Origin of the sequence: Mesonia hippocampi (genome assembly GCF_014197445.1) — a bacterium.
Lineage (GTDB): Bacteria > Bacteroidota > Bacteroidia > Flavobacteriales > Flavobacteriaceae > Mesonia > Mesonia hippocampi.
In genome coordinates this window covers 51,415-72,901 of sequence record NZ_JACIFO010000003.1, presented here as the reverse complement: position 1 = coordinate 72,901, position 21,487 = coordinate 51,415, and the positions used below count along the sequence as shown (strand labels likewise).

At 33.2% G+C, this 21,487-nt stretch carries 28 protein-coding genes and 2 tRNA genes; 16 read left to right on the top strand and 14 right to left on the bottom strand.

The genetic code is table 11. The annotated features are described in order from the left end of the window. The first annotated feature begins 11 nt into the window (after window positions 1-11). The 10 genes from ftsZ to GGR32_RS04505 all read left to right on the top strand — a co-directional run bounded on the left by ftsZ (window position 12) and on the right by GGR32_RS04505 (window position 6,670). Entirely contained in the window at window positions 12-2,030 is a 2,019-nt protein-coding gene (gene ftsZ, locus GGR32_RS04550; protein WP_183476919.1) for a cell division protein FtsZ, read from the top strand. Window positions 2,031-2,120: 90 nt separating this feature from the next. After that, window positions 2,121-2,567 carry a GatB/YqeY domain-containing protein gene (locus tag GGR32_RS04545; RefSeq protein WP_183476917.1) on the top strand — a complete coding sequence of 149 codons (447 nt, stop codon included), beginning with the start codon at window positions 2,121-2,123 and terminating at the stop codon, window positions 2,565-2,567. Window positions 2,568-2,580: 13 nt separating this feature from the next. Further along, window positions 2,581-2,654, top strand: a tRNA-Arg gene (locus tag GGR32_RS04540). Between the two features lie 173 nt (window positions 2,655-2,827). Further along, window positions 2,828-3,256: a DUF1801 domain-containing protein gene (locus GGR32_RS04535; protein WP_183476915.1), complete on the top strand. Its 429-nt coding sequence runs from the start codon at window positions 2,828-2,830 to the stop codon at window positions 3,254-3,256. Between the two features lie 56 nt (window positions 3,257-3,312). Beyond that, complete coding sequence (locus tag GGR32_RS04530) at window positions 3,313-3,816, top strand: DinB family protein (protein WP_183476913.1); 504 nt, start codon at window positions 3,313-3,315, stop codon at window positions 3,814-3,816. Further along, window positions 3,813-4,430: a hypothetical protein gene (locus tag GGR32_RS04525; RefSeq protein ID WP_183476911.1), complete on the top strand. Its 618-nt coding sequence runs from the start codon at window positions 3,813-3,815 to the stop codon at window positions 4,428-4,430. Before GGR32_RS04530 ends, GGR32_RS04525 begins: the two co-directional genes overlap by 4 nt. A 97-nt stretch (window positions 4,431-4,527) precedes the next feature. Then, window positions 4,528-5,163 carry a Crp/Fnr family transcriptional regulator gene (locus GGR32_RS04520; RefSeq protein WP_183476909.1) on the top strand — a complete coding sequence of 212 codons (636 nt, stop codon included), beginning with the start codon at window positions 4,528-4,530 and terminating at the stop codon, window positions 5,161-5,163. 2 nt (window positions 5,164-5,165) lie between these two features. Beyond that, window positions 5,166-5,816: a YiiX/YebB-like N1pC/P60 family cysteine hydrolase gene (locus GGR32_RS04515; protein WP_183476907.1), complete on the top strand. Its 651-nt coding sequence runs from the start codon at window positions 5,166-5,168 to the stop codon at window positions 5,814-5,816. A 21-nt stretch (window positions 5,817-5,837) separates the two neighbouring features. Beyond that, window positions 5,838-6,275 carry an HAD family hydrolase gene (locus GGR32_RS04510; RefSeq protein ID WP_183476905.1) on the top strand — a complete coding sequence of 146 codons (438 nt, stop codon included), beginning with the start codon at window positions 5,838-5,840 and terminating at the stop codon, window positions 6,273-6,275. A 2-nt stretch (window positions 6,276-6,277) separates the two neighbouring features. Then, a complete protein-coding gene (locus GGR32_RS04505; protein WP_183476903.1) occupies window positions 6,278-6,670 on the top strand; it encodes a DoxX family protein in 393 nt (130 codons plus the stop codon). 240 nt (window positions 6,671-6,910) lie between these two features. On the opposite strand, the gene GGR32_RS04500 is transcribed toward GGR32_RS04505, so the two are convergent. Further along, on the bottom strand, window positions 6,911-7,504 hold the full coding sequence (locus tag GGR32_RS04500; RefSeq protein ID WP_183476901.1) for a Crp/Fnr family transcriptional regulator: 594 nt from the start codon (window positions 7,502-7,504) through the stop codon (window positions 6,911-6,913). Window positions 7,505-7,662: 158 nt separating this feature from the next. Between GGR32_RS04500 and GGR32_RS04495 the strand changes: the two genes are divergently transcribed. The 3 genes from GGR32_RS04495 to erm all read left to right on the top strand — a co-directional run bounded on the left by GGR32_RS04495 (window position 7,663) and on the right by erm (window position 9,928). Then, window positions 7,663-8,181 (top strand): SgcJ/EcaC family oxidoreductase, encoded by a 519-nt coding sequence (locus GGR32_RS04495; RefSeq protein WP_221403688.1) that lies wholly within the window; start codon window positions 7,663-7,665, stop codon window positions 8,179-8,181. 3 nt (window positions 8,182-8,184) lie between these two features. After that, the gene (locus tag GGR32_RS04490; protein WP_183476891.1) at window positions 8,185-8,832 is read left to right on the top strand and encodes an SDR family NAD(P)-dependent oxidoreductase; all 648 of its coding nucleotides are present in this window, start codon (window positions 8,185-8,187) and stop codon (window positions 8,830-8,832) included. A 292-nt stretch (window positions 8,833-9,124) separates the two neighbouring features. After that, entirely contained in the window at window positions 9,125-9,928 is an 804-nt protein-coding gene (erm, locus tag GGR32_RS04485) for a 23S ribosomal RNA methyltransferase Erm (RefSeq protein ID WP_183476890.1), read from the top strand. 154 nt (window positions 9,929-10,082) lie between these two features. On the opposite strand, the gene GGR32_RS04480 is transcribed toward erm, so the two are convergent. The 10 genes from GGR32_RS04480 to GGR32_RS04435 all read right to left on the bottom strand — a co-directional run bounded on the left by GGR32_RS04480 (window position 10,083) and on the right by GGR32_RS04435 (window position 16,009). Continuing rightward, window positions 10,083-10,463, bottom strand: a complete 381-nt coding sequence (locus tag GGR32_RS04480; RefSeq protein ID WP_183477166.1) for a VOC family protein — start codon at window positions 10,461-10,463, stop codon at window positions 10,083-10,085. A 137-nt stretch (window positions 10,464-10,600) separates the two neighbouring features. Then, window positions 10,601-11,407 carry an AraC family transcriptional regulator gene (locus GGR32_RS04475; protein WP_183476888.1) on the bottom strand — a complete coding sequence of 269 codons (807 nt, stop codon included), beginning with the start codon at window positions 11,405-11,407 and terminating at the stop codon, window positions 10,601-10,603. A 249-nt stretch (window positions 11,408-11,656) separates the two neighbouring features. Next, complete coding sequence (locus GGR32_RS04470; protein ID WP_183476886.1) at window positions 11,657-12,223, bottom strand: dihydrofolate reductase family protein; 567 nt, start codon at window positions 12,221-12,223, stop codon at window positions 11,657-11,659. Between the two features lie 404 nt (window positions 12,224-12,627). Further along, entirely contained in the window at window positions 12,628-12,840 is a 213-nt protein-coding gene (locus GGR32_RS04465) for a glycoside hydrolase family 25 domain-containing protein (protein ID WP_183476884.1), read from the bottom strand. A gap of 140 nt (window positions 12,841-12,980) precedes the next feature. Further along, window positions 12,981-13,394: a VOC family protein gene (locus GGR32_RS04460; protein WP_183476882.1), complete on the bottom strand. Its 414-nt coding sequence runs from the start codon at window positions 13,392-13,394 to the stop codon at window positions 12,981-12,983. Window positions 13,395-13,450: 56 nt separating this feature from the next. Further along, on the bottom strand, window positions 13,451-13,849 hold the full coding sequence (locus GGR32_RS04455; protein WP_183476880.1) for a VOC family protein: 399 nt from the start codon (window positions 13,847-13,849) through the stop codon (window positions 13,451-13,453). Window positions 13,850-13,854: 5 nt separating this feature from the next. Then, the gene (locus GGR32_RS04450) at window positions 13,855-14,283 is read right to left on the bottom strand and encodes an SRPBCC family protein (protein WP_183476878.1); all 429 of its coding nucleotides are present in this window, start codon (window positions 14,281-14,283) and stop codon (window positions 13,855-13,857) included. A 66-nt stretch (window positions 14,284-14,349) separates the two neighbouring features. Continuing rightward, window positions 14,350-14,904, bottom strand: coding sequence for a dihydrofolate reductase family protein (locus tag GGR32_RS04445; RefSeq protein WP_183476876.1), 555 nt, complete (start codon window positions 14,902-14,904; stop codon window positions 14,350-14,352). 79 nt (window positions 14,905-14,983) lie between these two features. Then, entirely contained in the window at window positions 14,984-15,370 is a 387-nt protein-coding gene (locus tag GGR32_RS04440; protein ID WP_246415170.1) for a VOC family protein, read from the bottom strand. Window positions 15,371-15,439: 69 nt separating this feature from the next. Beyond that, window positions 15,440-16,009, bottom strand: a complete 570-nt coding sequence (locus GGR32_RS04435; RefSeq protein WP_183476875.1) for a Crp/Fnr family transcriptional regulator — start codon at window positions 16,007-16,009, stop codon at window positions 15,440-15,442. A gap of 109 nt (window positions 16,010-16,118) precedes the next feature. Between GGR32_RS04435 and GGR32_RS04430 the strand changes: the two genes are divergently transcribed. Beyond that, entirely contained in the window at window positions 16,119-16,697 is a 579-nt protein-coding gene (locus GGR32_RS04430) for a YdeI/OmpD-associated family protein (protein WP_183476873.1), read from the top strand. Between the two features lie 54 nt (window positions 16,698-16,751). On the opposite strand, the gene GGR32_RS04425 is transcribed toward GGR32_RS04430, so the two are convergent. The 3 genes from GGR32_RS04425 to GGR32_RS04415 all read right to left on the bottom strand — a co-directional run bounded on the left by GGR32_RS04425 (window position 16,752) and on the right by GGR32_RS04415 (window position 18,102). Further along, complete coding sequence (locus GGR32_RS04425) at window positions 16,752-17,195, bottom strand: carboxymuconolactone decarboxylase family protein (RefSeq protein WP_183476871.1); 444 nt, start codon at window positions 17,193-17,195, stop codon at window positions 16,752-16,754. Between the two features lie 58 nt (window positions 17,196-17,253). Continuing rightward, window positions 17,254-17,859 (bottom strand): Crp/Fnr family transcriptional regulator, encoded by a 606-nt coding sequence (locus GGR32_RS04420; RefSeq protein ID WP_183476869.1) that lies wholly within the window; start codon window positions 17,857-17,859, stop codon window positions 17,254-17,256. 169 nt (window positions 17,860-18,028) lie between these two features. Beyond that, window positions 18,029-18,102: transfer RNA gene (locus tag GGR32_RS04415), tRNA-Arg, on the bottom strand. A 130-nt stretch (window positions 18,103-18,232) separates the two neighbouring features. Between GGR32_RS04415 and GGR32_RS04410 the strand changes: the two genes are divergently transcribed. Next, a complete protein-coding gene (locus tag GGR32_RS04410) occupies window positions 18,233-19,180 on the top strand; it encodes a calcium/sodium antiporter (RefSeq protein WP_183476867.1) in 948 nt (315 codons plus the stop codon). Between the two features lie 119 nt (window positions 19,181-19,299). After that, complete coding sequence (locus tag GGR32_RS04405; RefSeq protein WP_183476859.1) at window positions 19,300-21,486, top strand: glutamine synthetase III family protein; 2,187 nt, start codon at window positions 19,300-19,302, stop codon at window positions 21,484-21,486. The last annotated feature ends 1 nt before the right edge of the window (window position 21,487 follow it).

Here is a 21,487-nt window from a genome sequence, read left to right as displayed (position 1 = left end):
AGATAAGCATTATGAATAATAGCAACGAATTTGATATTTCTTTCGATCTTCCTAAAAACCAGTCCAATGTAATTAAAGTAATAGGTGTGGGAGGAGGAGGCTCCAATGCCATTAATCACATGTTTAAACAAGGCATAAAAGGAGTAGACTTTGTAGTTTGTAATACAGATTCACAAGCTTTAGAAAACAGCCCTGTACCAACCAAACTTCAATTAGGAGTTAACCTAACCGAAGGTTTGGGAGCAGGAGCAAACCCAGAAATAGGAGAGCAAGCAGCCTTAGAAAGTTTTGAAGACCTAAAAACCATGCTAAATACCAATACTAAAATGGTATTTATTACTGCAGGAATGGGAGGCGGTACAGGTACTGGTGCAGCTCCAATTATTGCAAAGCAAGCAAAAGAAATGGATATTCTTACCGTAGGTATTGTAACTATCCCTTTTCAGTTTGAAGGAAGAATGCGTAATGAACAAGCACAACTAGGAGTAGAAAAATTACGTGCAAATGTAGATTCGCTTATCGTTATCAATAATAATAAATTAAGAGAAGTGTATGGAAACCTTGGCTTTAAAGCTGGTTTCTCTAAAGCAGATGAAGTTTTAGCAACCGCCTCTCGAGGAATAGCAGAAGTTATTACCCATCACTATACACAAAATATAGATTTACGCGATGCCAAAACGGTATTAAGCGATAGCGGAACTGCCATTATGGGGTCGGCAACAGCAACAGGAAGTAACCGTGCGCAAGAAGCTATAACAAAAGCTTTAGATTCTCCATTATTAAACGATAATAAAATTAGAGGTGCCCAGAATGTATTATTGCTTATTGTTTCAGGCAGACAGGAAATTACTATAGATGAAATAGGAGAAATCAACGACCTTATTCAAACCGAAGCAGGAAATAGTGCCAACATTATTATGGGGGTAGGAGAAGACGATAGCCTAGAAGAAGCAATCTCAGTAACTGTAATTGCTACAGGTTTTAACTCAGAGCAACAGGATGAAATTACCAATACAGAGACAAAAAAAATTATCCATACGCTAGAGGATGAACAAAAAGCAGTACACGATTTAACCAAAAAAACACAACAGCCTTTAGAAACCCCTTCGATAGATAAACCCTTATCGGAAGAAAAAGTAGTACACACATTATTAGATGAAGAGGAAGAAGCTGTTGCTAATGAAATCCCTTTTAAAGAAGATTTAACCAAAGCGGTAACCACACCATCTCAGCCTGTAGCAGAAATACCACAACAAGAAGTACAACAGCCTATAATGGATGAGATTGATGACGATTTTATTATTGTAGATCGTACATCTCCTATTCATGATATAGAAGTAAACAACCCTGAAGAAGTATTACCAGAAGAACCAGAACAACAAGGGATGTTTGTTTTTGATTTTCCTATCAATACCACCGAAAACACATCAGAAACCTCTGGAAATGAAACTTTAGAAAATACAGCAAAAACAGACGTAAAAGCAGTACCAACCCAATCGGCAGTTAAAAAAACATATACTCTTACAGACGAGGGAGATAACGGAACAACACCTACGGCTAGTTTAACTACTCAGCCAGAAACCAACACCAAAGGAGAAACACGTTATAACCTTGACGATTATTTAGATTTGGAGGAAAATCTGGATAAAGCAACACCTCAGCAAGTACATATTCCAGAACCAAAATTAGCAACAACCTCAACCATTAATATTCCAAAAAATGAGGTGAAGGTAGAAGAACAAGAAGAGGAAATTAACCCCTTAGAAACGCCAATCTCTAGCGATATTGCCATGAGAGCTGCAGAGCGTAGGGCAAAAATGAAAAACTTTAACTATAAGTTTAGAACAAACACTAAAAACTTAGAGGATATAGAAAAGCAACCTGCTTATAAACGTGCAGGAATAAATATTGATAATAAAAATAGTATTCAAGAGCAAGAACGTATTTCTAGAACAACATTGAGTGTTGATAAAAATAACGAAATGAATTTCCGTACAAACAATTCATTTTTACATGACAATGTAGATTAATGCTAATAGAAAAACAGTAAAAAAACCCGAATTAAAACTAAAAGTAATTCGGGTTTTTTTACTATATTCGCTATCCTTAAAAATAAAATTATGAGTTTAGAGCAAGAAGTAATGACGCAAATGAAGGCAGCAATGAAAGCAAAAGATGCTGCAGCTTTAGAAGCATTACGTGCCGTTAAAAGTGCTATATTATTAGAAAAAACCAATGGCGGTAATGCAGAATTCTCTGAAGACGACGGGATAAAACTAGTTCAGAAGTTGGTTAAACAACGTAAGGATAGTGCTCAAATTTATAGAGAACAGAATCGAGTAGATTTGGCAGAACCAGAAGAAAAGCAAGCTGAAATAATAGCACAATTTCTACCAGAACAATTATCTGAAGAAGAAGTAGCTAAAGTAATAGAGGAACTAATTGCTACTGCAGGGGCTACCAGTATGAAAGATATGGGGAAAATTATGGGCATGGCAACTAAAACTTTAGCAGGAAAAGCAGACGGAAAAACAATATCTAGTTTAGTTAAACAAAAATTAAGCTAATAATTAGTTTATAGGCCGCGTAGTTCAACTGGATAGAATATCAGATTTCGGCTCTGAGGGTTGGGGGTTCGAATCCTCCCGCGGTCACAAAAAGCCTTCTTAATCTCTGGATTTTGGAGGCTTTTTTATTTGTAATGCATTGATAATCATTTGTTTGTTTCATTGTTTCAATAAATGCCACTAATCCGATTTGTCCGACATTTGTCCGACATCTTTACTATATCCTTGTATTCTTCATATAAAGCTAAAAAAGAAGGAAAATGAATAATCTAGAAGTAATTACAGATCCTAATGTAGAAACAGTTTTTACAAAATACCCAGATTTTGTAAAAGAAAAAATGGATTCCCTGCGCAAATTAGTCATAGAAACAGCCCGGGAAACCGAAGAAGTTACTAGGCTAACAGAAACGCTTAAATGGGGAGAGCCTAGTTTTGTAACCAAACACGGAAGTACTTTACGAATGGATTGGAAAGAGAAAAGTCCCAATCAATATGCTTTATATTTTCAATGCACAAGCAGGTTGGTAACAACCTTTAAGAGGCTGTTTAGTAATACACTTCAGTTTGAAGGAAATCGGGCAATTGTTTTTGAAATAAATCAAGAAATTCCAGTGTTGGAATTAAAAGAATGTATAAAAGCAGCTTTAAGATATCATAAAGTAAAGCACGAGATAACATTAGGAATATAAAGAGGAGAGCCATTATAAACTAACTAGAAAATAAAACGTTAACCCTAAAGTAAATAATGCAACCAAACAAGAATTTTAGAAACAATGGCGCAATAGGGGCTTTGCTTGATGAGTATGAAAAATCAATAAAGGAACTTATAGAAACCATTAGTGATATTCCTCCGCATAAGTTTGTTGAAATTAGAGATATCAATACGAATGATGAAGATTGTAAATCTATCCAAAACATACTAACCCATGTTGTGCAAAGTGGTTATACCTATGCGATAGAAGTTAGAAGATGGTTGGGTGAAAAAATAGACTATAAGAATAAAAAAAAGCTCTTAACAGCTAATGAATATAAATGGGCATTACAAGAAATGTTTGCATTTAATGAAAAACTGTTTATAGATTATCCAAACCTTGAATTATGCGAAAATAATCCCGATAAAAAGATTAAAGTTAGGTGGGGACAATGTTATGATGTAGAACAATTATTTGAGCATGCAATTGTACATATACTAAGACACCGCAGACAAATAGAGAAATTTAAAATTAACCATAGCCCAAATAACCAATGAAAAATATAAACATCGTTATTATAATATCCCTGTTCTCTTTTCTTTACAGTAATGCACAAGAAGATAGTTTTGAAAGAGAGTTAAAAAACTTTCGTTTTAGCTTAAACATGGTGTTAGAACAATATGAAGATGAGAAAGTTTATAAGCTAGATTTTAATAAAAGAGATAGCTTAATAATATACATAGATAATTTTACTGCTAAAAATAAAGCTAACATCAAAAAACACCGCGAAAAGATTTTAGCGAGTTATAAAGACAATCCCGATTTTAGGTTTGATACCACAAAATATAAAAAAGTTGACGTAAGCGAGATAAACAACAACCTAAAAGATTTTGATTTAAAAGAAAACGTGCCTTTATCTCAACTGCTTTGGATTGACCCTATGATAGAAATCTCCTCGTTAAAAACCATTTACTATTCCCGAGAAAAAGGCGCAGCCGAATTGGCGGTATACACTACCAAAGCCAACATTGCTACTTCGTTGATTAAAACACGCAAATTGGGGCATTCACAATGGGAAATTATAGATAATTCGTATGCTGTTGTTGGTAAATTTATCTATGATTTAAATAAAGGCTGCGTTGTACACATGGAGTTGTTTGAATTAAAATAAATAACAAGACATACCTGTTTTTTAGTCTAACAGGTATTTTTTAATAGCAGCTAGAAATCACATAAAAATGTGTATTTTTAGAACTTAAATTTTAGTTATGGAAACTGCTTTTCTAGAAAGCTATCAGCATATTTTTGAGAAAGAATTACTCCAAGAAATGCTAGAAATAGGCACGCTTAAAGAGGTCAAAAAAGACGAACAGATTATAGATGTTGGCTCGTACGTGAAATTTATCCCGTTATTGATAAACGGAGCTATAAAAGTTTTGCGAGAAGACAATCAAGGCGATGAGCTTTTTTTATATTTTTTAGAAAAAGGAGAAACCTGTTCGGTAACCATGAGTTGTTGCTTGGGGCATCATAAAAGTAAAATACGAGCCATTGCCGAAACAGATACCTTATTAATTACGTTTCCTGTACAAAAAATGGAGGAATGGACTTCTAAATACAAAACATGGAGAGATTTTGTTTTTCAAAGCTACCACGAACGTGTAAACGAACTATTAGAAACCATAGATACTATTGCTTTTCAGCAGATGGACGATAGGCTAATAAGTTATTTAAAAGAAAAAGTAAGAGTAAGTAACTCTGCAAGTTTAACCACAACGCATCAAGAAATAGCATACGATTTACACACCTCTAGGGTGGTGATTTCACGCTTGCTGAAAAAGTTAGAAAAATTGCATAAAATAAAACTAAATCGTAACGCCATAGAAGTGTTAAATTTAGATTAGAAATGAAAAATACATTCCTTATCCTAACCTTAATATTGTTTCAAGTTAGTTTAGCACAAACGGTAAACTTAAAAGAAGGCGATATTATTTTCTGTGAAAGTTATACAGAAGGGCTCTCGGAAGCAATAAATAAAGTAACCCAACACCAAGAAACAAAAAATTACTCCCACATGGGGATTCTGGAAAAAACAGATGAAACCTGGTATGTATTGCATGCAGGTTTTAATAATGGTTCAGAAAAATTAAGTCTAAAATCATTTATCTTATCACAAACAGACAGCCTAAAAAAGCCTCGGGCATTACAGGTTTATCGGTTAAAAGACGAATTTCAGTATAGCATACCACAGGCAATTAAGCAAGCCACAGCCATGTTGGGAAAACCATATAACCATAGCTATATTTTAAACGATACAAGTTATTACTGCTCAGATTTTATCTACCGAAGCTTCAATGAAGCAGAAATATTTGAATTAAACCCCATGACGTTTAAAAATCCTGGTACAAATGTTTATCATCAATCTTGGGTAGAGTATTATAATGCGTTAAATTTGCCTATACCAGAAGGTAAATTGGGCTGTAATCCAAACGGAATGGCAGCTTCAGAAAAACTGGAATATGTAGGAGCTTTACAGCCTACGTTGTATATAGAATAGAAACCTTTTAAATAAAATAAGATGAAAAAAATAATTATTGCCATTGGGATTGTACTGTTAGGGTTTACAGCATGTAAACAAGAAAATAAATTAGCAACAGATTATAACGAAACCATGAAAGAAGCATTGGCCGCACACGATGCCGTAATGCCAAAAATGGGAACTTTAGGAATGTTGCGAGAAGATATAAAGAAAAAAGCAGCAACCGATACCATAACAGCTAATCAAGAGCGTTACCAAGAAGCCATTGGGAAACTAGAAGAAGCTCACCATTTAATGATGAATTGGATGAAAGATTTCTCTAATGAGTTCCCTAATGCACTATCTAAAGAGGTTTTAAGTGATGATGTTTATAAAGAAAAACTTCCTTTATTAAAAGAACAAGCAGAAAAAGCTGAAGAGATGAAGAATGCTATTAATAGCAGTATTAAAAATGCTCAAGAACTTCTTAAGAAATAATAATGGCAAAAATAAATAGAGTTTTTCCACACATTACAGCATTGCTTTTTAGGTTGTTTTTTGGTGGACTTATGTTAACACACGGGATTCCTAAGTTGCAAAACCTATTAACGGCTCAAGAGGTTAGTTTTCCAGATCCTTTAGGAGTAGGAGCAGTACCCAGTTTAATATTAACTATTTTCTCGGAAGTAGTTTGTGCAGGCTTACTTGTTTTAGGCTTGGCAACACGTTTAGCAAGTATTCCTTTAATTATTACCATGCTAGTTATTGTGTTTATCGTACATTTAAACGATGGTTTAAGCGGTCAGGAATTGCCACTTCTATACTTGATAGGATATTTAGGAATTCTATTATTAGGACCAGGAAAATACTCGATAGATTACCTGCGAAAATAAAAAATAATACACCTAGTCCTAAATGCATTTATCCGCTTTAGGACTAGTTTTTTTTTGTTACATTTTTAGATACTATACCTCCTCAACTAGCTGAATTAAGCTTTTACAGGTATCATTAAATACAGCAATTTTTCGTTCCCATAAATAAAAAGTAAATCCAATAAGATAACAAATGTCTTTTTAGTTAATAAGTAGGTTTTTAACTTTTAAAACTTTTATAAGAAAACTCTTGTTGATTGTTTATCGAAGCAGTTTACTCCTTACCCTACTTAACGTTTCTCTACTTACATGTAGATATTTAGATAGTTCCGTTAAGGTGATATCCTGGAGCCACTGAGGTCTGTTTTTTTGTAACCATAGATAGCGGTCTTTTGGGGTTTTGAGTGTTAGTATTTGATAATGGTCTTGTTTTTTACCTATAATTTCTTGCGATAGATCTATGCATAGCTGTAATAAGTCCGGATTTTGCTTAAAAATAGAAACCATTTCTTTTAAAGGATACTTTACAATGGTTGTGGTGGAGATAGCACAAATGGAGTAAGGCAAGGCTGTGTGCTGGTGTACATCATTCCAATTATCTATATAATCATTTCTGGTACAAAAACTGGCAATTCTTTCGATTCCTGATTCATTAAGGTAGAATAGTTTTAATTGCCCACTAACCACAAAAATCCCATGATTTAATTTCTGTCCCTCTTTGCATAACAATTCATTTTTATTGAGTTTTTGAACCATAGAAATATTTTGAAGCTTGTTCCAGCTCTGTTCTTCAACATAGGGGAATTTGATGGCAAGTTGTTCGTGAAAGTTTTTGATTGTCAGTGCGTCATTCATTTTTGGTGAAAAATTGGAGTAGATTTTCTAAATCATAAAGATAATAAAACAGGAAAAACTTTTAAATAGCGTTTTGTGATTTGAATCACGTTTTGTTGAGTGTATGGAAATTAATTTTGCTTTGAGTAATACATCAAAACATAAATTTAAAATCTATCATGATGAATATCACGAAGTATACATTTTTAGCCTTCTTTCTATTTTCAACCTTTTTGACTTCAGTTAGTATGGCTGTGCCTGTTAAAAAAACACCTTATAACTATATGAAAACAAATATGATGCATTCAAATGACAGAGAATTAATCAACAAAACTTTTCAAGACTATGTTGATTTATGGAATAAACACGAAATACAATCTTGGGGAAACCTTTTTACAGAGGATACCGATTTTATTACCTGGTCCGGAACTTGGTTTAAATCGAATGCGGTTAATATAGCTGAACACCAAAAAGCCCATAACATGTTGAAGCAACAAGGGCAAAATATGACATACAAATTAAGTCTTGAAAAAATTGAGCTTATTGATTCTACTACTGCTGTTGTTCATGCTATTTGGTTTTGGCCCGATTTTAAAACCCCAAAGAGAATAGAAAATCGAAAAGGTATATTAACAATGTTACTTATTAAAAAGGAAGGAAAATGGTTAATCAGGACAACCCAAAATACCAGATTGTAGTAAATGAGGAGGAAAAAAGTATTGTTAATTGTAGGAGCAGGATCAAGGGTAGGTTTTGCAGCAGCTAAAAAGTTTATTAATGAAGGTTTTAAAGTTTTGCTGTTAAGCAGAAATCAAGATAATCTTAATATCCTTAAAGGGGAATTATTAAAGTATGGTGATGATGTGGCAACCTATGTTGCTGATGTTTCTGACGAAACCAACTTAAACCAAACGCTTGATATAATTTCAAAAAACCATAAAATAGATGTACTTCTGTATAATGTTGCTCGTATTGTACAAAAGGATATTTTAGAGGAGGCTTCAGGTGATTTACAACTTGATTATCATGCTAATGTAATAGGATTGCAGTTGCTTGTAAAAAGGCTATTGAAGAATTTAACCGAAACTAAAGGTACGATTTTGGTAACGGGAGGAGGAATAGCACTATCCCCAAAGCCTGCTTATGCTTCTTTATCTATGACAAGTGCAGCTTTAAGGTCGATGGTAAACTGTCTCGAAAATAGTTTAAAGTCAAAAAACATATTTATTGCGTTGCTGATGATAAACCATAGAATTAGCGAAGACTCATCACTCCATCATCCTGACAAAATTGCAAATACATTTTGGGGTTTATATAATGATAAATCGGTTCATGAAGTCCTAATGTAACCATAAAACAATGAAGGTCAAGAAGCTGTTCTTGTGTTTTTTGCGGAATATTAATAAGTTTGTTACAAAATAATTATAATCATTTTTATGGCTTGTTTTTGTAGGTTAAGGAATTTCAGCTAAGTAATAGGCAATTCCGTACAGTTTTCAATCATTCTTCTATCAGTATAGTTTAATACTGTTTATACTTTAGCCTTTTCTTAAGGTTACTGGAGAGTTATGCTGTTTAGGTATTACAGCCTATTTACTTTTTCATACTTAGAAATCCAGTTTAACCTTCACGAACAAATTAATGCCAAAAAAGAAACGACCTGTTCGCTATACAGGTCAACATTTTACGATTGATAAGCACCTGATTACAGATACTATTTCACAAATACAAATAAACCCAAATGATACCATTATTGATATAGGTGCAGGAAAAGGATTTATTACGGTTCATTTAGTAAAAAGCAGCAATAAAGTTATAGCCGTCGAAAACGATTATAAATTATATAAACACTTAAGAAAAAGGTTCATAGAAAATAAGAATATTCACATTGTCAGAGAAGATTTCAGGAAGTATATAGTTCCTAAGATTCCATTTAAAGTTGTTTCAAATATACCTTTTGGAATTACATCCGACATATTTAAAATTCTGATGTTTAAAAATGCAGCGTTTTTTCAGGAAGGTGCTATAATACTTCAGTTAGAACCTGCAAGAAAACTCTTTACAAAGAAGGTCTATAATCCTTTCGTGATATTTTATCATACATTTTTCGATTTAAGAATTATGTATGAAATAAGTCCGGAAAGTTTTTTGCCTCCTCCCACAGTTAAATCAGTGTTGTTGAAAATAACCAAAAAGCAACCAGCGTTTGATGTCAATTATAAGGAAAAGTACCTGTGTTTTATTTCATATATGCTTAAGCGGCCTCACTTGCCAACCCGTACTGCCTTAAAAAAAGTATTCAGGAAAAATCAAGTCAGGGAGCTTGCAGAGAAATTTAATATAGATTTAAATGCAGAAATAGTCTGTTTAGAAACACCCCAATGGGTGAATTGCTTTCTTGAAATGCTCGAAGTTGTTCCTGAAAAATATCATCCTAAAAACTAGTTTCGAACAAATCTTTATTAAGAAAACTCAATTATTGGAAATTATTTGCGTTTCCGATAATTGAGTTTTTGTTTAAAACAATATAATGGAAATCTTTTTGTCAAGTAATTTTCATGAGTATTAATTTATATACGAAAAACTTCCTTCTATTATTTTATTTTTCGGGTTTTGTATAAGTAACGATATCAATTCCAACTCCATTAGGGTCTTTAATTGCGAAATGTCTATCACCCCAAGGCTCATCTCTTATTTCAATTTCCATTAGAATTCCTTTCTCTTTAAGCTCTTTATAAACTTTATCTACATTTTCAACTTCAATTGTTAAATAAACACCTTTTCCGTTGAATGCCGATTGAAAAATTGGCTTTTGGCTAGGGTGATTTGGTTTTAAAAAACTGATTTCTTCCGATTGATTAGGTGTATGAAGTAATAAATAGAACTCGTTTTCAAAACTTACCCCAAAGCCCAAAACTTCTGTGTAGAATTTCTTGGTTTCCTGTAGTTTTTCGGTAATTATTCCTGCGTTAAGCTTCATCTTGTTTGTTGTTTGTGCATTTGTATAACCTACCATTAGGACAAATACGGTTAATAATAATGTTTTCATTGCCAATAATTTTGTTGTTACAAATATAGATTGGCAAGAAACCGAGGCATTGTAAAAATCGGACAATCTTAACGGAAGGCTTCTGAAGGTGTTACACCATAAAATGTTTTGAAGTTTTTAATAAAATGGGCTTGGTCAAAAAATCCAACATCAAAATATAGTTTGTTTTCTTTTAAACTTTGTATTGAAGGTTTTGCATTTAAAATATGCTGAAAGCGTACAACATTACTAAACGATTTTGCTGTAGTTCCAATATAAAAATTGAAAATTCTGCGAAGTTGTCTTGAACTTAAGCCTGTATTAAGGTCTTTTTCGGTATCCAAATATCCATGTCTTTGGAAAATTTGTTTCAGTGAATCTAAAAAACGATAATCGTAATGAATATCTTGAAAGTTTAGAATTCCGATTATTCTTTCGTTCAGCCTTTTTGTAATGTTTTCAAATGAATCCACAGGCTTGATTTCTGAAGTAATCCAATTGGAAAAGTCAGGCAAAACCTTGTATAATTCCTGAGATTGATTGCTTAAAGTTTTAGCATCAACTCCAAACAAGTGAGGGAATGCAGAAGGTAAAAACCGAACACCTATATAATCAAATTCTTTTCCAATTGGAAATTGAACGAACTTTCTACAAAATCCCATTACAAAGTTTTCAGCAGGTTGTTTATGATCGAAAAAAATGTCGATGCAACCGTCTGAAACCACGCGATAATTATAGTCTTTTAATAATGGTTGCTGTGATTTAAGTTGCCAAAAACAGTAAATAAAATTCTCAATATCTTTATTTGGTTGGATTTCTTGATAGTTTATATCATTATCTGTAGCCGAAACGCTTGGTTGAATCGGTTTGTAATATTTTCTTATAACCGGATACATTGTTATTAGGCAGAGTCTTTTTTATTTTTCATTTAACAACGTTATTTTTTTTGAATAAAGCCACAATTCAGATGTATTAAATTTCACAGTTTGAGAATAAGCTTTTATCAAACTTTCATCATCAAAAACAAAAATATTTTGAAGTTTGCTTAACTCTTGAATATTTTCGATTGGAATGAATAATTGTTAGCTATTTGATTCTCCTCCAGAGATAGTTTTGTAGCCTTTTTAAAAATGTCTCTACGCAATTTACAAAGGTTTATATACAAGTACTATTATACCACAGTCAAAGTGTTTTGAAGAAACCAAATTTAGTTTTTGCATTGCATCTACATCCTGAAAAATTGGCATTCCACTACCAAGTATTGAAGGATTGATAAACAAATGAAGCTCGTCAATAAGTTTTTCTTTGATTAAGGATGAAACAAACTGACCACCGCCATAAACAATTAGGTCATTACCTGATTGATTTTTCAATGCGTTAATCTTCTCAACAAAATCTCCATTTTCAATGGTTGTATTCTCCCATTCTGATTTAGTCAAGGTTTTACTAAACACTATTTTAGGTGTTTGAGTGTATATAACTCCTGCTTTCTGTTCAGGATTGCTTTTGTCGTTGGCAACTGCCGCCCAATGTGGAATAAACCCCTTTGCTAAATTTTTTCCTAGTAATATGGTGTCAACTTCTTTTAATATTTCGCTAACATAATTTTTTATATCATTAGACCAGTTTAACTCCATCCAATCCATTTCTCCACTACGACTTGAGATAAATCCGTCAACGGACATTTGAACTTGTAATTTTAATTTTCTCATTTTTTATTCTTTTTAATTTATGAAACCAATCGGTTGTAAATATAACCGCAACCTTTTTTTGGGTTTTGTAAATTTATTTTGGTCTTTTATTATTATGTTGGAATTTTCTGTTTTGGCTTGTTTTTTTTTAATGCCCGCTAACTTCAGTTTATTCACTACTTATTCCCGTATTATGGACAGTAATCTCCTGTCTTGAACTAACTGTATAGATTAAAAAAAGACATGATTTTTTGTGTCTTGTTAAATTTTAACAGCAAATATGATTTTTCAAGTATAACGAATCAACAATTCCAAATCAGGAAAAAACGACTCCTAAAAAGTGTCACCCTAAAAACTAACTTTGGGCAAACCTTTATTGAAATAAGCCAATAGCACTTTTGTTATAACTTCTAAACTTCCACAGGTTAAAGTATGGGAACACATTGAAACCCCATATTACTCATAAAACGTACAACAAAGTTGGTTTTATCACTTGTGCCATAGACGCGTAATATATTATCACAATCTTCTAGGTCGAAATTTATTTCGTAAGCGGGTAATTTATTTTTTAATTGATCAACAATTTCCTGAGCTTCTTTCTCTTGAACAATATCTGTTTTAAAAATAGCGACAATCATTTCAGGTTTATTTCTAATAAAATTATTTGTTTTTTATTGGGAAAAATAAGAACATCTTTAGCTCATAACTTGATGTCATTGCAGTAGTGTTCAATTGTATGAGTCCTAATAGCTGAGGTGCTTATATTCAACCGAATAGGCTAATTATCATTATACAACAGATTGAATTTATGCCCATCGGGGTCGGTAAAAACACAAACAAAAAAACCGTTTTTATCGTAAAATTCTTTTCTGTCAAAATTTGAATCGAAGATAATTTTACCACCGGCTTTTTTTATTTTTTCTACACAATGGTCATATTCCGTTTTAGATTCTATAGCCAAAGAAAACATGACTTCATTCCCATTGTTCAAATCAGCAACTTTACTCTCTAAGCTTACTTCTAGCTGCTCTTTCTTAAAAAAATGGATAACAAAATTATCAGGACCAAAAAAGAAACTTACTAAATCGTTTGAAGGACTTCCATTTAGCTTAAAACCTAAGGATTTATAAAACTTTGTAGTTCGTTCAATATTTTCCACTCCAAGATTTGCCCACATTTGTTTTGGATTCATATTGTTTGATTGTGTTTTTAAAGCAAGCTAAGTGGTGTGTGTTTTAAACATCTTATTCATTCCAAATTTAATTGCCAAGAAACTCCGAACCTATCCTCTACAAAAGCAAATTGTTTGCTAAAGTCGTAGTTGTCTAGTGGCATTTTTACATCTCCGTTTTCTGATAGCTTTTCAAAAAGATATTCAATGTCTTTAGCTGTTTCACATTCTACCCAGTTTGAAATAGCAGGTGTAAAATCCCATTCGTGTTGAATAAAACTGTCGCTACAAATAAACTGTTTGCCATTCAGTTCAAAAATTGCTTTTATAACTGTTCCTTCTTTACCAGGGCCATTTTTGTCGTATCGTTGTATTTCTATTACTTTGGAATTATCGAACAAATCAATATAAAAGTTCATGGCTTCCTCTGCGTTGTTTTTCTGAAACGTTAAAAAGCTTGTAATCTGTTTTTTCATCTATCTTAAAATTTTCGTTCTTGGTATGGCAATCCCTTTTGATTCTCGCAATAGGTCTTTAAACTAAATAAAAACATTGCCCAATTATAATTGCACCATTGGTAAAACTCCGTTAATTCTCTCCAATTTGAATGCTTTAAAACGACAGCTGTTACGTTGTCCTTTTCTGATAGTTCAAAAGAAATTGTTGTGCCTACCCATTCCTTATCGGAAGCAATACATTCCCAAATAATTTTAGCGTTTTCCTTTAATTCTATGGTCTTCATTTTTGTGATATAGCCTTCATCAAAGTCAAATTCGTTTACAAAACCTACCTCAGGTTTTACCTTTAGTTTATTAGTCCAGACTTCTCCCAAGCCTTCTTCTGAGGTAAGTGCCTGGTAAACTGACTCTATAGGTGCTTTGATATAGTTGACTTGTTCTATGCTTTCCATTTTTATATATATTTAGGCTTTGATATTTGTGAGTCCTTATTTTTATTTCCGATTGTATTCTAATTTTCACTTTGAATAGGTTAATAATAGAACCCCATTATTATACTTTTTAGTCTGCCTTAAATTTAAATTAACGGCATTTTTTTGCCTGTTAAAAAGAGGTTTTCCGTCGCCTAAAACAACAGGAAAAAGCAATATTTTATACTCATCTATTAGTTTTAGTTCAGTTAGCTTTTGTATAATACTTGCGCTTCCTATAATTATTATATTCTTCCCTTCTTCCTTTTTTAATGTTGTCACCTGCTCAACTAGACTAACTTGAGATAGTTTGGAATTATTCCAACTTAAATCACTAATTGTAGAAGAAAAGACAATTTTTCTCATCCCATTCATAAAATCGGCCAATGGTTCATCTTTTATAGTAACATTAGGCCAATATTGAGAAAGGCTTTCGTATGTTTTACGACCAAACAAAAATGTATCTGCGTTTTTATATTCTTGAGCAATATCCGATTCCATTTCTGCTAAAAACCGTTGTGTGACAAAATCCATTTCTTGTCCTTCTCTTCCAGCCATAAAACCATCCAAAGACAGAAACTCATATGCTATTAGTTTTCTCATTTACTTCTATTTTTTTGTCCATGCGTTTCCCAAGCCCTCTTCTGAGGCAGGTGCTTGACAAACTATCTCTATAAGTGGTTTATTTCAGCGAATGAAAACCGATTGTGTTTCCTTCAGTATCGCTAACCAAAGAAACAAAACCATGTTCGCCAATAGCCATTTTAGCCTGCAGTATCTTGCCATCATTAGCTGTTACACGGCTTTCAGGTTCAGCGCAATCATCACATCCAAAATAAACAATGCTTCCATTGGCAGAAGGTTCAACACCTTTCATTTTTACCAAAGCACCGGAAGCGCCATAGCTATCCATATCACTTGGGAAACCTTTCATTTGGATAGAAGCATCGGAAGGGTCGCTTATTTCTTCTAAAGTAACCTGAAATACACTTTCGTAAAATTTAGCGGCTCTTTCCAAGTCGTCCACATAAATTTCAAACCAGACAATAGGATTATTTTTTTTCATCATTAATTAAGTTTAAGTTATTCTTCAAAGATGAAAAAACAGGAGATAAATAATCTTGTCCTATGGCAAGTTTTAAAGCTCTTTTCTAATTCTGCTTAGAGAAGTATCGGTAACCCCTAAATAACTGGCAATATGCTTTAAAGGAACTTGTTTTATAACTTGTGGTTTTTCTTTCATCAGGTTTAAATACCTTTCTGTAGCAGTTAATGTAATCATCGATAAGGAGCGTTGTTTAGCGATAAAAAGCTGATTTGTCATCCAATTACGTCCCCATTCCCTAAAACCTTCTATCTTATGGAATAGTTCTTGAAAAGTTTCATATTCTATTTTCCATAATGCACCATCAGTTACTGCTTGAATGCTTTCAAGGGCAGGGATTCTCTGGAATAAAGAAGAAGAATCGATTAAAACTTCATGAGCATTAAAAAAACCGGTAGTTACTTCTTCTCCATCATAATTGAAAATAGAAGACCTGAAAATACCACGTTCTATTAAATAATATTCATTGCAAATACTTCCAGAGTGCACTATCGTTTGATTCTTCGAACATTCAACTCTGCTATGCGAATTGATTATTTCTTGATATTCGCTTTTTAGGATGGTAGGATAGTTATAAATTCTTTCAAAAAAAGCACTTTTCATAGATGTATTATTTTTGTAAATATAAAAAATGTAAATAAAATATACTTGTTTAGTTTTTATTATCAATATTTTATTTTTTTACATTTGTTTTTAAGAATTTTATTTAAAAATGGAAAAAGTAGATGCATACATAAAAAGTATAAAAAATTGGAAGGAAGAAACAACGTTGTTGCGCCAAATTTGTTTGGACTGTGGTCTTGAAGAAGATTTTAAATGGAAGCATCCTTGTTATACATTTCAAGGGAAAAACGTAGTGTTAATTCATGGCTTTAAAGATTATTGTGCCTTACTTTTTCATAAAGGAGTGCTGTTAAAAGACACCGATGAAGTTTTAATTCAGCAAACAGAAAATGTGCAAACGGCTCGTCAAATTAGATTTACAAAACCAGAAGAGGTTATAGATTTGACGCCAACAATCAAAAGATATATTTTTGAAGCGATAGAAGTTGAAAAAGCAGGTGTAAAAGTAAAAACGAAAGAAACTTCAGAATTTGAAATGCCAAGTGAATTTAAAGAAATTCTAGAAGAAAACTCAGCTATAAAAAAAGTTTTCGAAGCATTAACACCAGGAAGGCAACGAAGTTACTTGTTGTATTTTTCTCAAGCCAAACAATCAAAAACACGTTTATCGAGAATAGAAAAATCGATACCTAAAATGTTTCAAGGTAAAGGACATAACGAAAGGTAACCAATAAAGCTACTCAAACAGAATAGCTTTATCGATTAATTTTATTGCAAACTCTTATGATGGTTGATGAAACATTTGTGTAGAAACCGCAATACGATTCCAAATATTAATTTCTCCTATTTGTATAATAATTTGTGCTATTTCATTGTCGTTAAAGTAACTTTTAAGCTTTTGGAAGGTTTCTTCTGTTAATCCATTATTACTTATCTGTGTTATTTCATCAGTAACCGCTAACAAGGCTTTTTCTTTTTCAGAAAATAAAGGAGATTCTTTCCAGGCGCTCAACGCAAAAATTCTGTTTTGTTTTTCTCCGTTTTTTAAAGCTTCAGTAGTGTGTATTTCTATACAGTAAGCACAACCGTTAATTTGAGAACTTCTTATTTTTATAAGGTTTTTACTGGTTTTTGAAAGGGATGTTGTTTCAAGGTATTTAGAAATTTCTAAAATAGCTTTGTAAGCATTGGGTTCTAATTGCTGAATGTTTAGTCTTTGTTCCATAATTTTCATTTTATAAATCAAAGATATTATTCCTTATGATGTTAAAACTTAAACTGGTTTAAGAAGGGTTGTTTTGTAGTTTCTTTCTTATTTCGCTAAGGTATTCTGGTGTAAAACCTAAATAGGAAGCTAGCATATATTGAGGAACACGTTGTAAGAAATCAGGAAAATGAGCAGCAAAGTGAGTGTATAATTCTTCTCTAGAATAATCATATAAGTATTTGATGCGAAACTGTGAAGCGGCATACGCATGTTGTAAGATAATTCTAAAATATTTTTCTAGCGCAGGGATTTTTTTAAAAAGTTTTTCTGCGGTGGAGCTGTGTAAAATAATTACGTTCGTATTTTCAATAGCTTGTATATAAAAAGGGGATTGTTGCTGTTTTAACAAGCTCATGTGGTCTGTCATCCACCAGTTTTCAATGGCAAATTGTGTGATTTGTTCTGTGCCGTTTTCTTTAATAAAAAACATGCGCAAACAGCCCTGACTAACAAAATAGTAATCTTTACAAATGTTGCCAGTCTTTACAAGGTATTCCTTCTTTTTTACAGTTTTTACTTGGATAGCCGCTGTAAGTTGCGTTATCTCTGTATCAGTTAAAGAAACATAAGCTTGTATATGTTTAATTAGGTTAGTGGTATCTGTACAATTTGTTGAAGCCATATAACAAAGAAAACATATCTTGTGGTATTTTTCAATAAAAAGGAATGTGGATTGTAGGTTTTCTTTAGAGCATTCCCGAAAGTTGTGTGTGAATTTAGATAATTATCTAATTACCAAAGTGATACAAATAAAAAAACCTTCAAAATCTACAGATTAAGAAGGTTTTTAGTGACCTCGGCAGGATTCAAACCTGCAACCGCCTGAGCCGTAATCAGGTACTCTATTCAGTTGAGCTACGAGGCCTTTGCGGCTGCAAATATACAATGTTTTGTTTATTAAATCAAAATAATAACAAAAAAATATTATGAGTTTATTTTAAAGTAGTGTTTGATTGAAATCATTTATCTTTGCAGCTTCAAAATAGACTAGATATATGGCTATAGTTTTTATACTTCTTGGATTAGTTTTATTGGTAGTAGGAGGAGAGTTTTTGGTGCGTTCCTCTGTGGCAATATCATTTAAATTTAAAATTTCTAAAATGATTATTGGGTTAACAGTGGTGTCTTTTGCTACTTCTTTACCTGAATTATTAGTGAGTTTACAAGCAGCTATCGCAGGCTCTTCAGACATAAGTTTAGGAAATGTAGTAGGCTCTAATATCGCAAATATAGGATTGGTATTAGGGATTACCGCGCTTATTACCAACATTGCAGTAGATAGAGATTTTTATAGGTTTAATTGGCCTGTAATGATGTTGTTTTCTATCGTCTTATATTTTTGTTTACAATCTGGCGGAGGTATTTCTAGAATAGAAGGAATAGGGCTTGTTATTGCAATTGTATTGTACTTGGTGTTATTGTTGCAACGCGCAAGACGAAATCCGCCTGCCGATGCAACCGAAGAAGTCGATGAAAAATTGCAATATACATCGATGTTTAAAACAATTGTATGGCTAATAATTGGTGGAGTTGCTTTGTACTTTGGCTCAGATTGGTTGGTGAATGGAGCCGTAGATTTAGCCGAAAAATTAGGTGTAAGCGAGCGCGTTATATCTGTAACAATGATTGCCGTTGGGACGAGTGTTCCAGAATTAGCAGCTTCTGTGATTGCTGCACTTAAAAAAGAAAAAGCCTTATCTATAGGAAACTTAATCGGATCTAATATTTTTAATATCGCTTCGGTATTAGGGATTACAGCAATTATTCAGCCTATCAAAATGCAGTCTGAAGGAATATTAACGTTTGATATTTGGTGGATGATAGGTTTTGCCTTTGTTTTATTTCCGTTGGTGTTTTTACCTAAAAAGTATGAGTTTACAAAGTATAAAGGACTGTTGTTAGTTGGGGCTTATGCGGTTTTTGTTTCGCTTTCCTTTTTATAGCCCTTGTTTTTTTAGGGGGTGAAGTTTAATTTTGTTATTTTTTTAGAATAAAATTACATTTTTGAAGGGGTGTTTTTGTTTTTGTTTTATTTTTGTGGTCTCAACACAACAAAAATATTATGTCAACATTACGATTTCACGCTTTAAAACAAATCTCTACGCGTAAGCCAGTAGAGGTTCAAGAACCGCACCGACGTTCAGAAATTTACGCCACAAATGTCTTTAATAAAAAGGCAATGCGTCAATTTCTTACAAAAACATCTTTCAATAGTTTGATGGATGCTATCGAGAAAGGAACAAAAATAGAACGCCATTTAGCCGACTATATTTCTACAGGGATGAAGGAGTGGGCAATCTCTAAAGGAGTAACCCATTATACACATTGGTTTCAGCCGCTTACCGGATCTACAGCAGAAAAGCATGATGCCTTTTTTGATATAGATGATGATTTATCTGCTATAGAAAAATTTGGAGGTTCGGCTTTAGTGCAACAAGAACCCGATGCTTCAAGCTTTCCTAACGGCGGAATTCGTAATACCTTCGAAGCTAGAGGTTATACCGCTTGGGATCCCACCTCACCAGCCTTTATTTGGGGTACAACGCTCTGTATTCCTACAGTATTTGTCTCTTATACAGGAGAAGCTTTAGATTATAAAACTCCTTTATTACGCTCTTTACAAGTTCTTGATAGTGCAGCAACTAAAGTTGTTCAGTATTTCGATAAGAAAGTAAAAAAAGTAAATGCAACTTTAGGCTGGGAGCAAGAATACTTCTTGATTGATAAAGATTTAGCAAATTCTAGGCCAGATATTATGCTTTCAGGAAGAACTCTATTAGGGCATGCTCCAGCAAAAGGGCAGCAGTTAGACGATCATTATTTTGGCTCTATACCTTCACGTATATTAAACTATATGCGCGATTTAGAAAACGAATGTATGCTGTTGGGAATCCCCGCAAAAACGCGTCATAACGAAGTAGCTCCCAATCAGTTTGAATTAGCTCCTATTTTTGAAGAAGCAAACCTCGCAGTAGATCATAACCTGTTGTTGATGGATGTGATGGGGAAAGTTGCTGAACGCCATAACTTTAAAGTGCTATTTCACGAGAAACCATTTGCTGGTGTAAACGGAAGCGGAAAACACAACAACTGGTCTTTAGCTACAGATACAGGCATAAACTTGTTAAGTCCAGGAGCAACTCCTATGAAAAATTTACAGTTTTTAACCTTCTTTGTAAACACCATAAAAGCGGTTCACGATTATGAAGAATTAATTAGAGCGGCCATAGCAACCGCTTCTAACGACCATAGATTAGGAGCAAATGAGGCACCGCCAGCAATTATATCGGTATTTATAGGATCGCAGTTAGATGAGGTGCTTAACGAGCTAGAAAAAGTAACCGATGGGAAATTATCTCCGCAAGAAAAAACAGAATTAAAGCTAAATGTAGTTGGGAAAATACCTGAAATATTACTCGATAATACAGATCGTAACCGTACTTCGCCATTTGCTTTTACAGGAAATAAATTTGAGCTTCGTGCGGTAGGTTCTACAGCAAATTGCTCTAATGCCATGACGGTTATAAACACGATTGTAGCAAGGCAATTAGAAGAATTTAAGAAAGAGGTAGATGCATTAATCGCAACAGAAAATATGAAAAAAGACGATGCGATTTTTAATGTCTTGCGCGAGTATATCAAAGCCTCTAAAAAAATACGTTTTGAGGGTGACGGCTATGGTGATGCATGGGAAAAAGAAGCTTTAAAACGTAAATTAAGCAATAATAAAACAACTCCAATTGCTTTAAAAGCAAAGATATCTCCATTAGCGATAGACCTTTATACACGCATGGAGGTGATGAATGAAGTAGAGATTCAAGCCCGTTACGATATAGAGATGGAGGAGTATGCAAAACATATCCAGATAGAAGGACGTGTGTTGGGCGATATTGCAAGAAATCATGTTATTCCTACAGCTATCCGCTACCAAAATATTCTTATAGAAAATGTAAAAGGACTTAAAGATATTTATGGCGATAGTTTTAAAACCTACGCAGAAGAGCAATTGCGTATTATAGAAGCTATATCGGGACATATAGCCAAAATAAACAAAGCAACTACACAGATGATAGATGCACGTAAAAAGGCCAATAAATTAACCTGTATAGAAGAAAAAGCAATAATGTATTGCGATGAGGTAAAGCCCTATTTTGATGATATCCGTTACCATTGTGATAAATTGGAAGTATTGGTAGACGATGAGCTTTGGCCATTAACCAAATACCGAGAATTACTTTTTACACATTAAA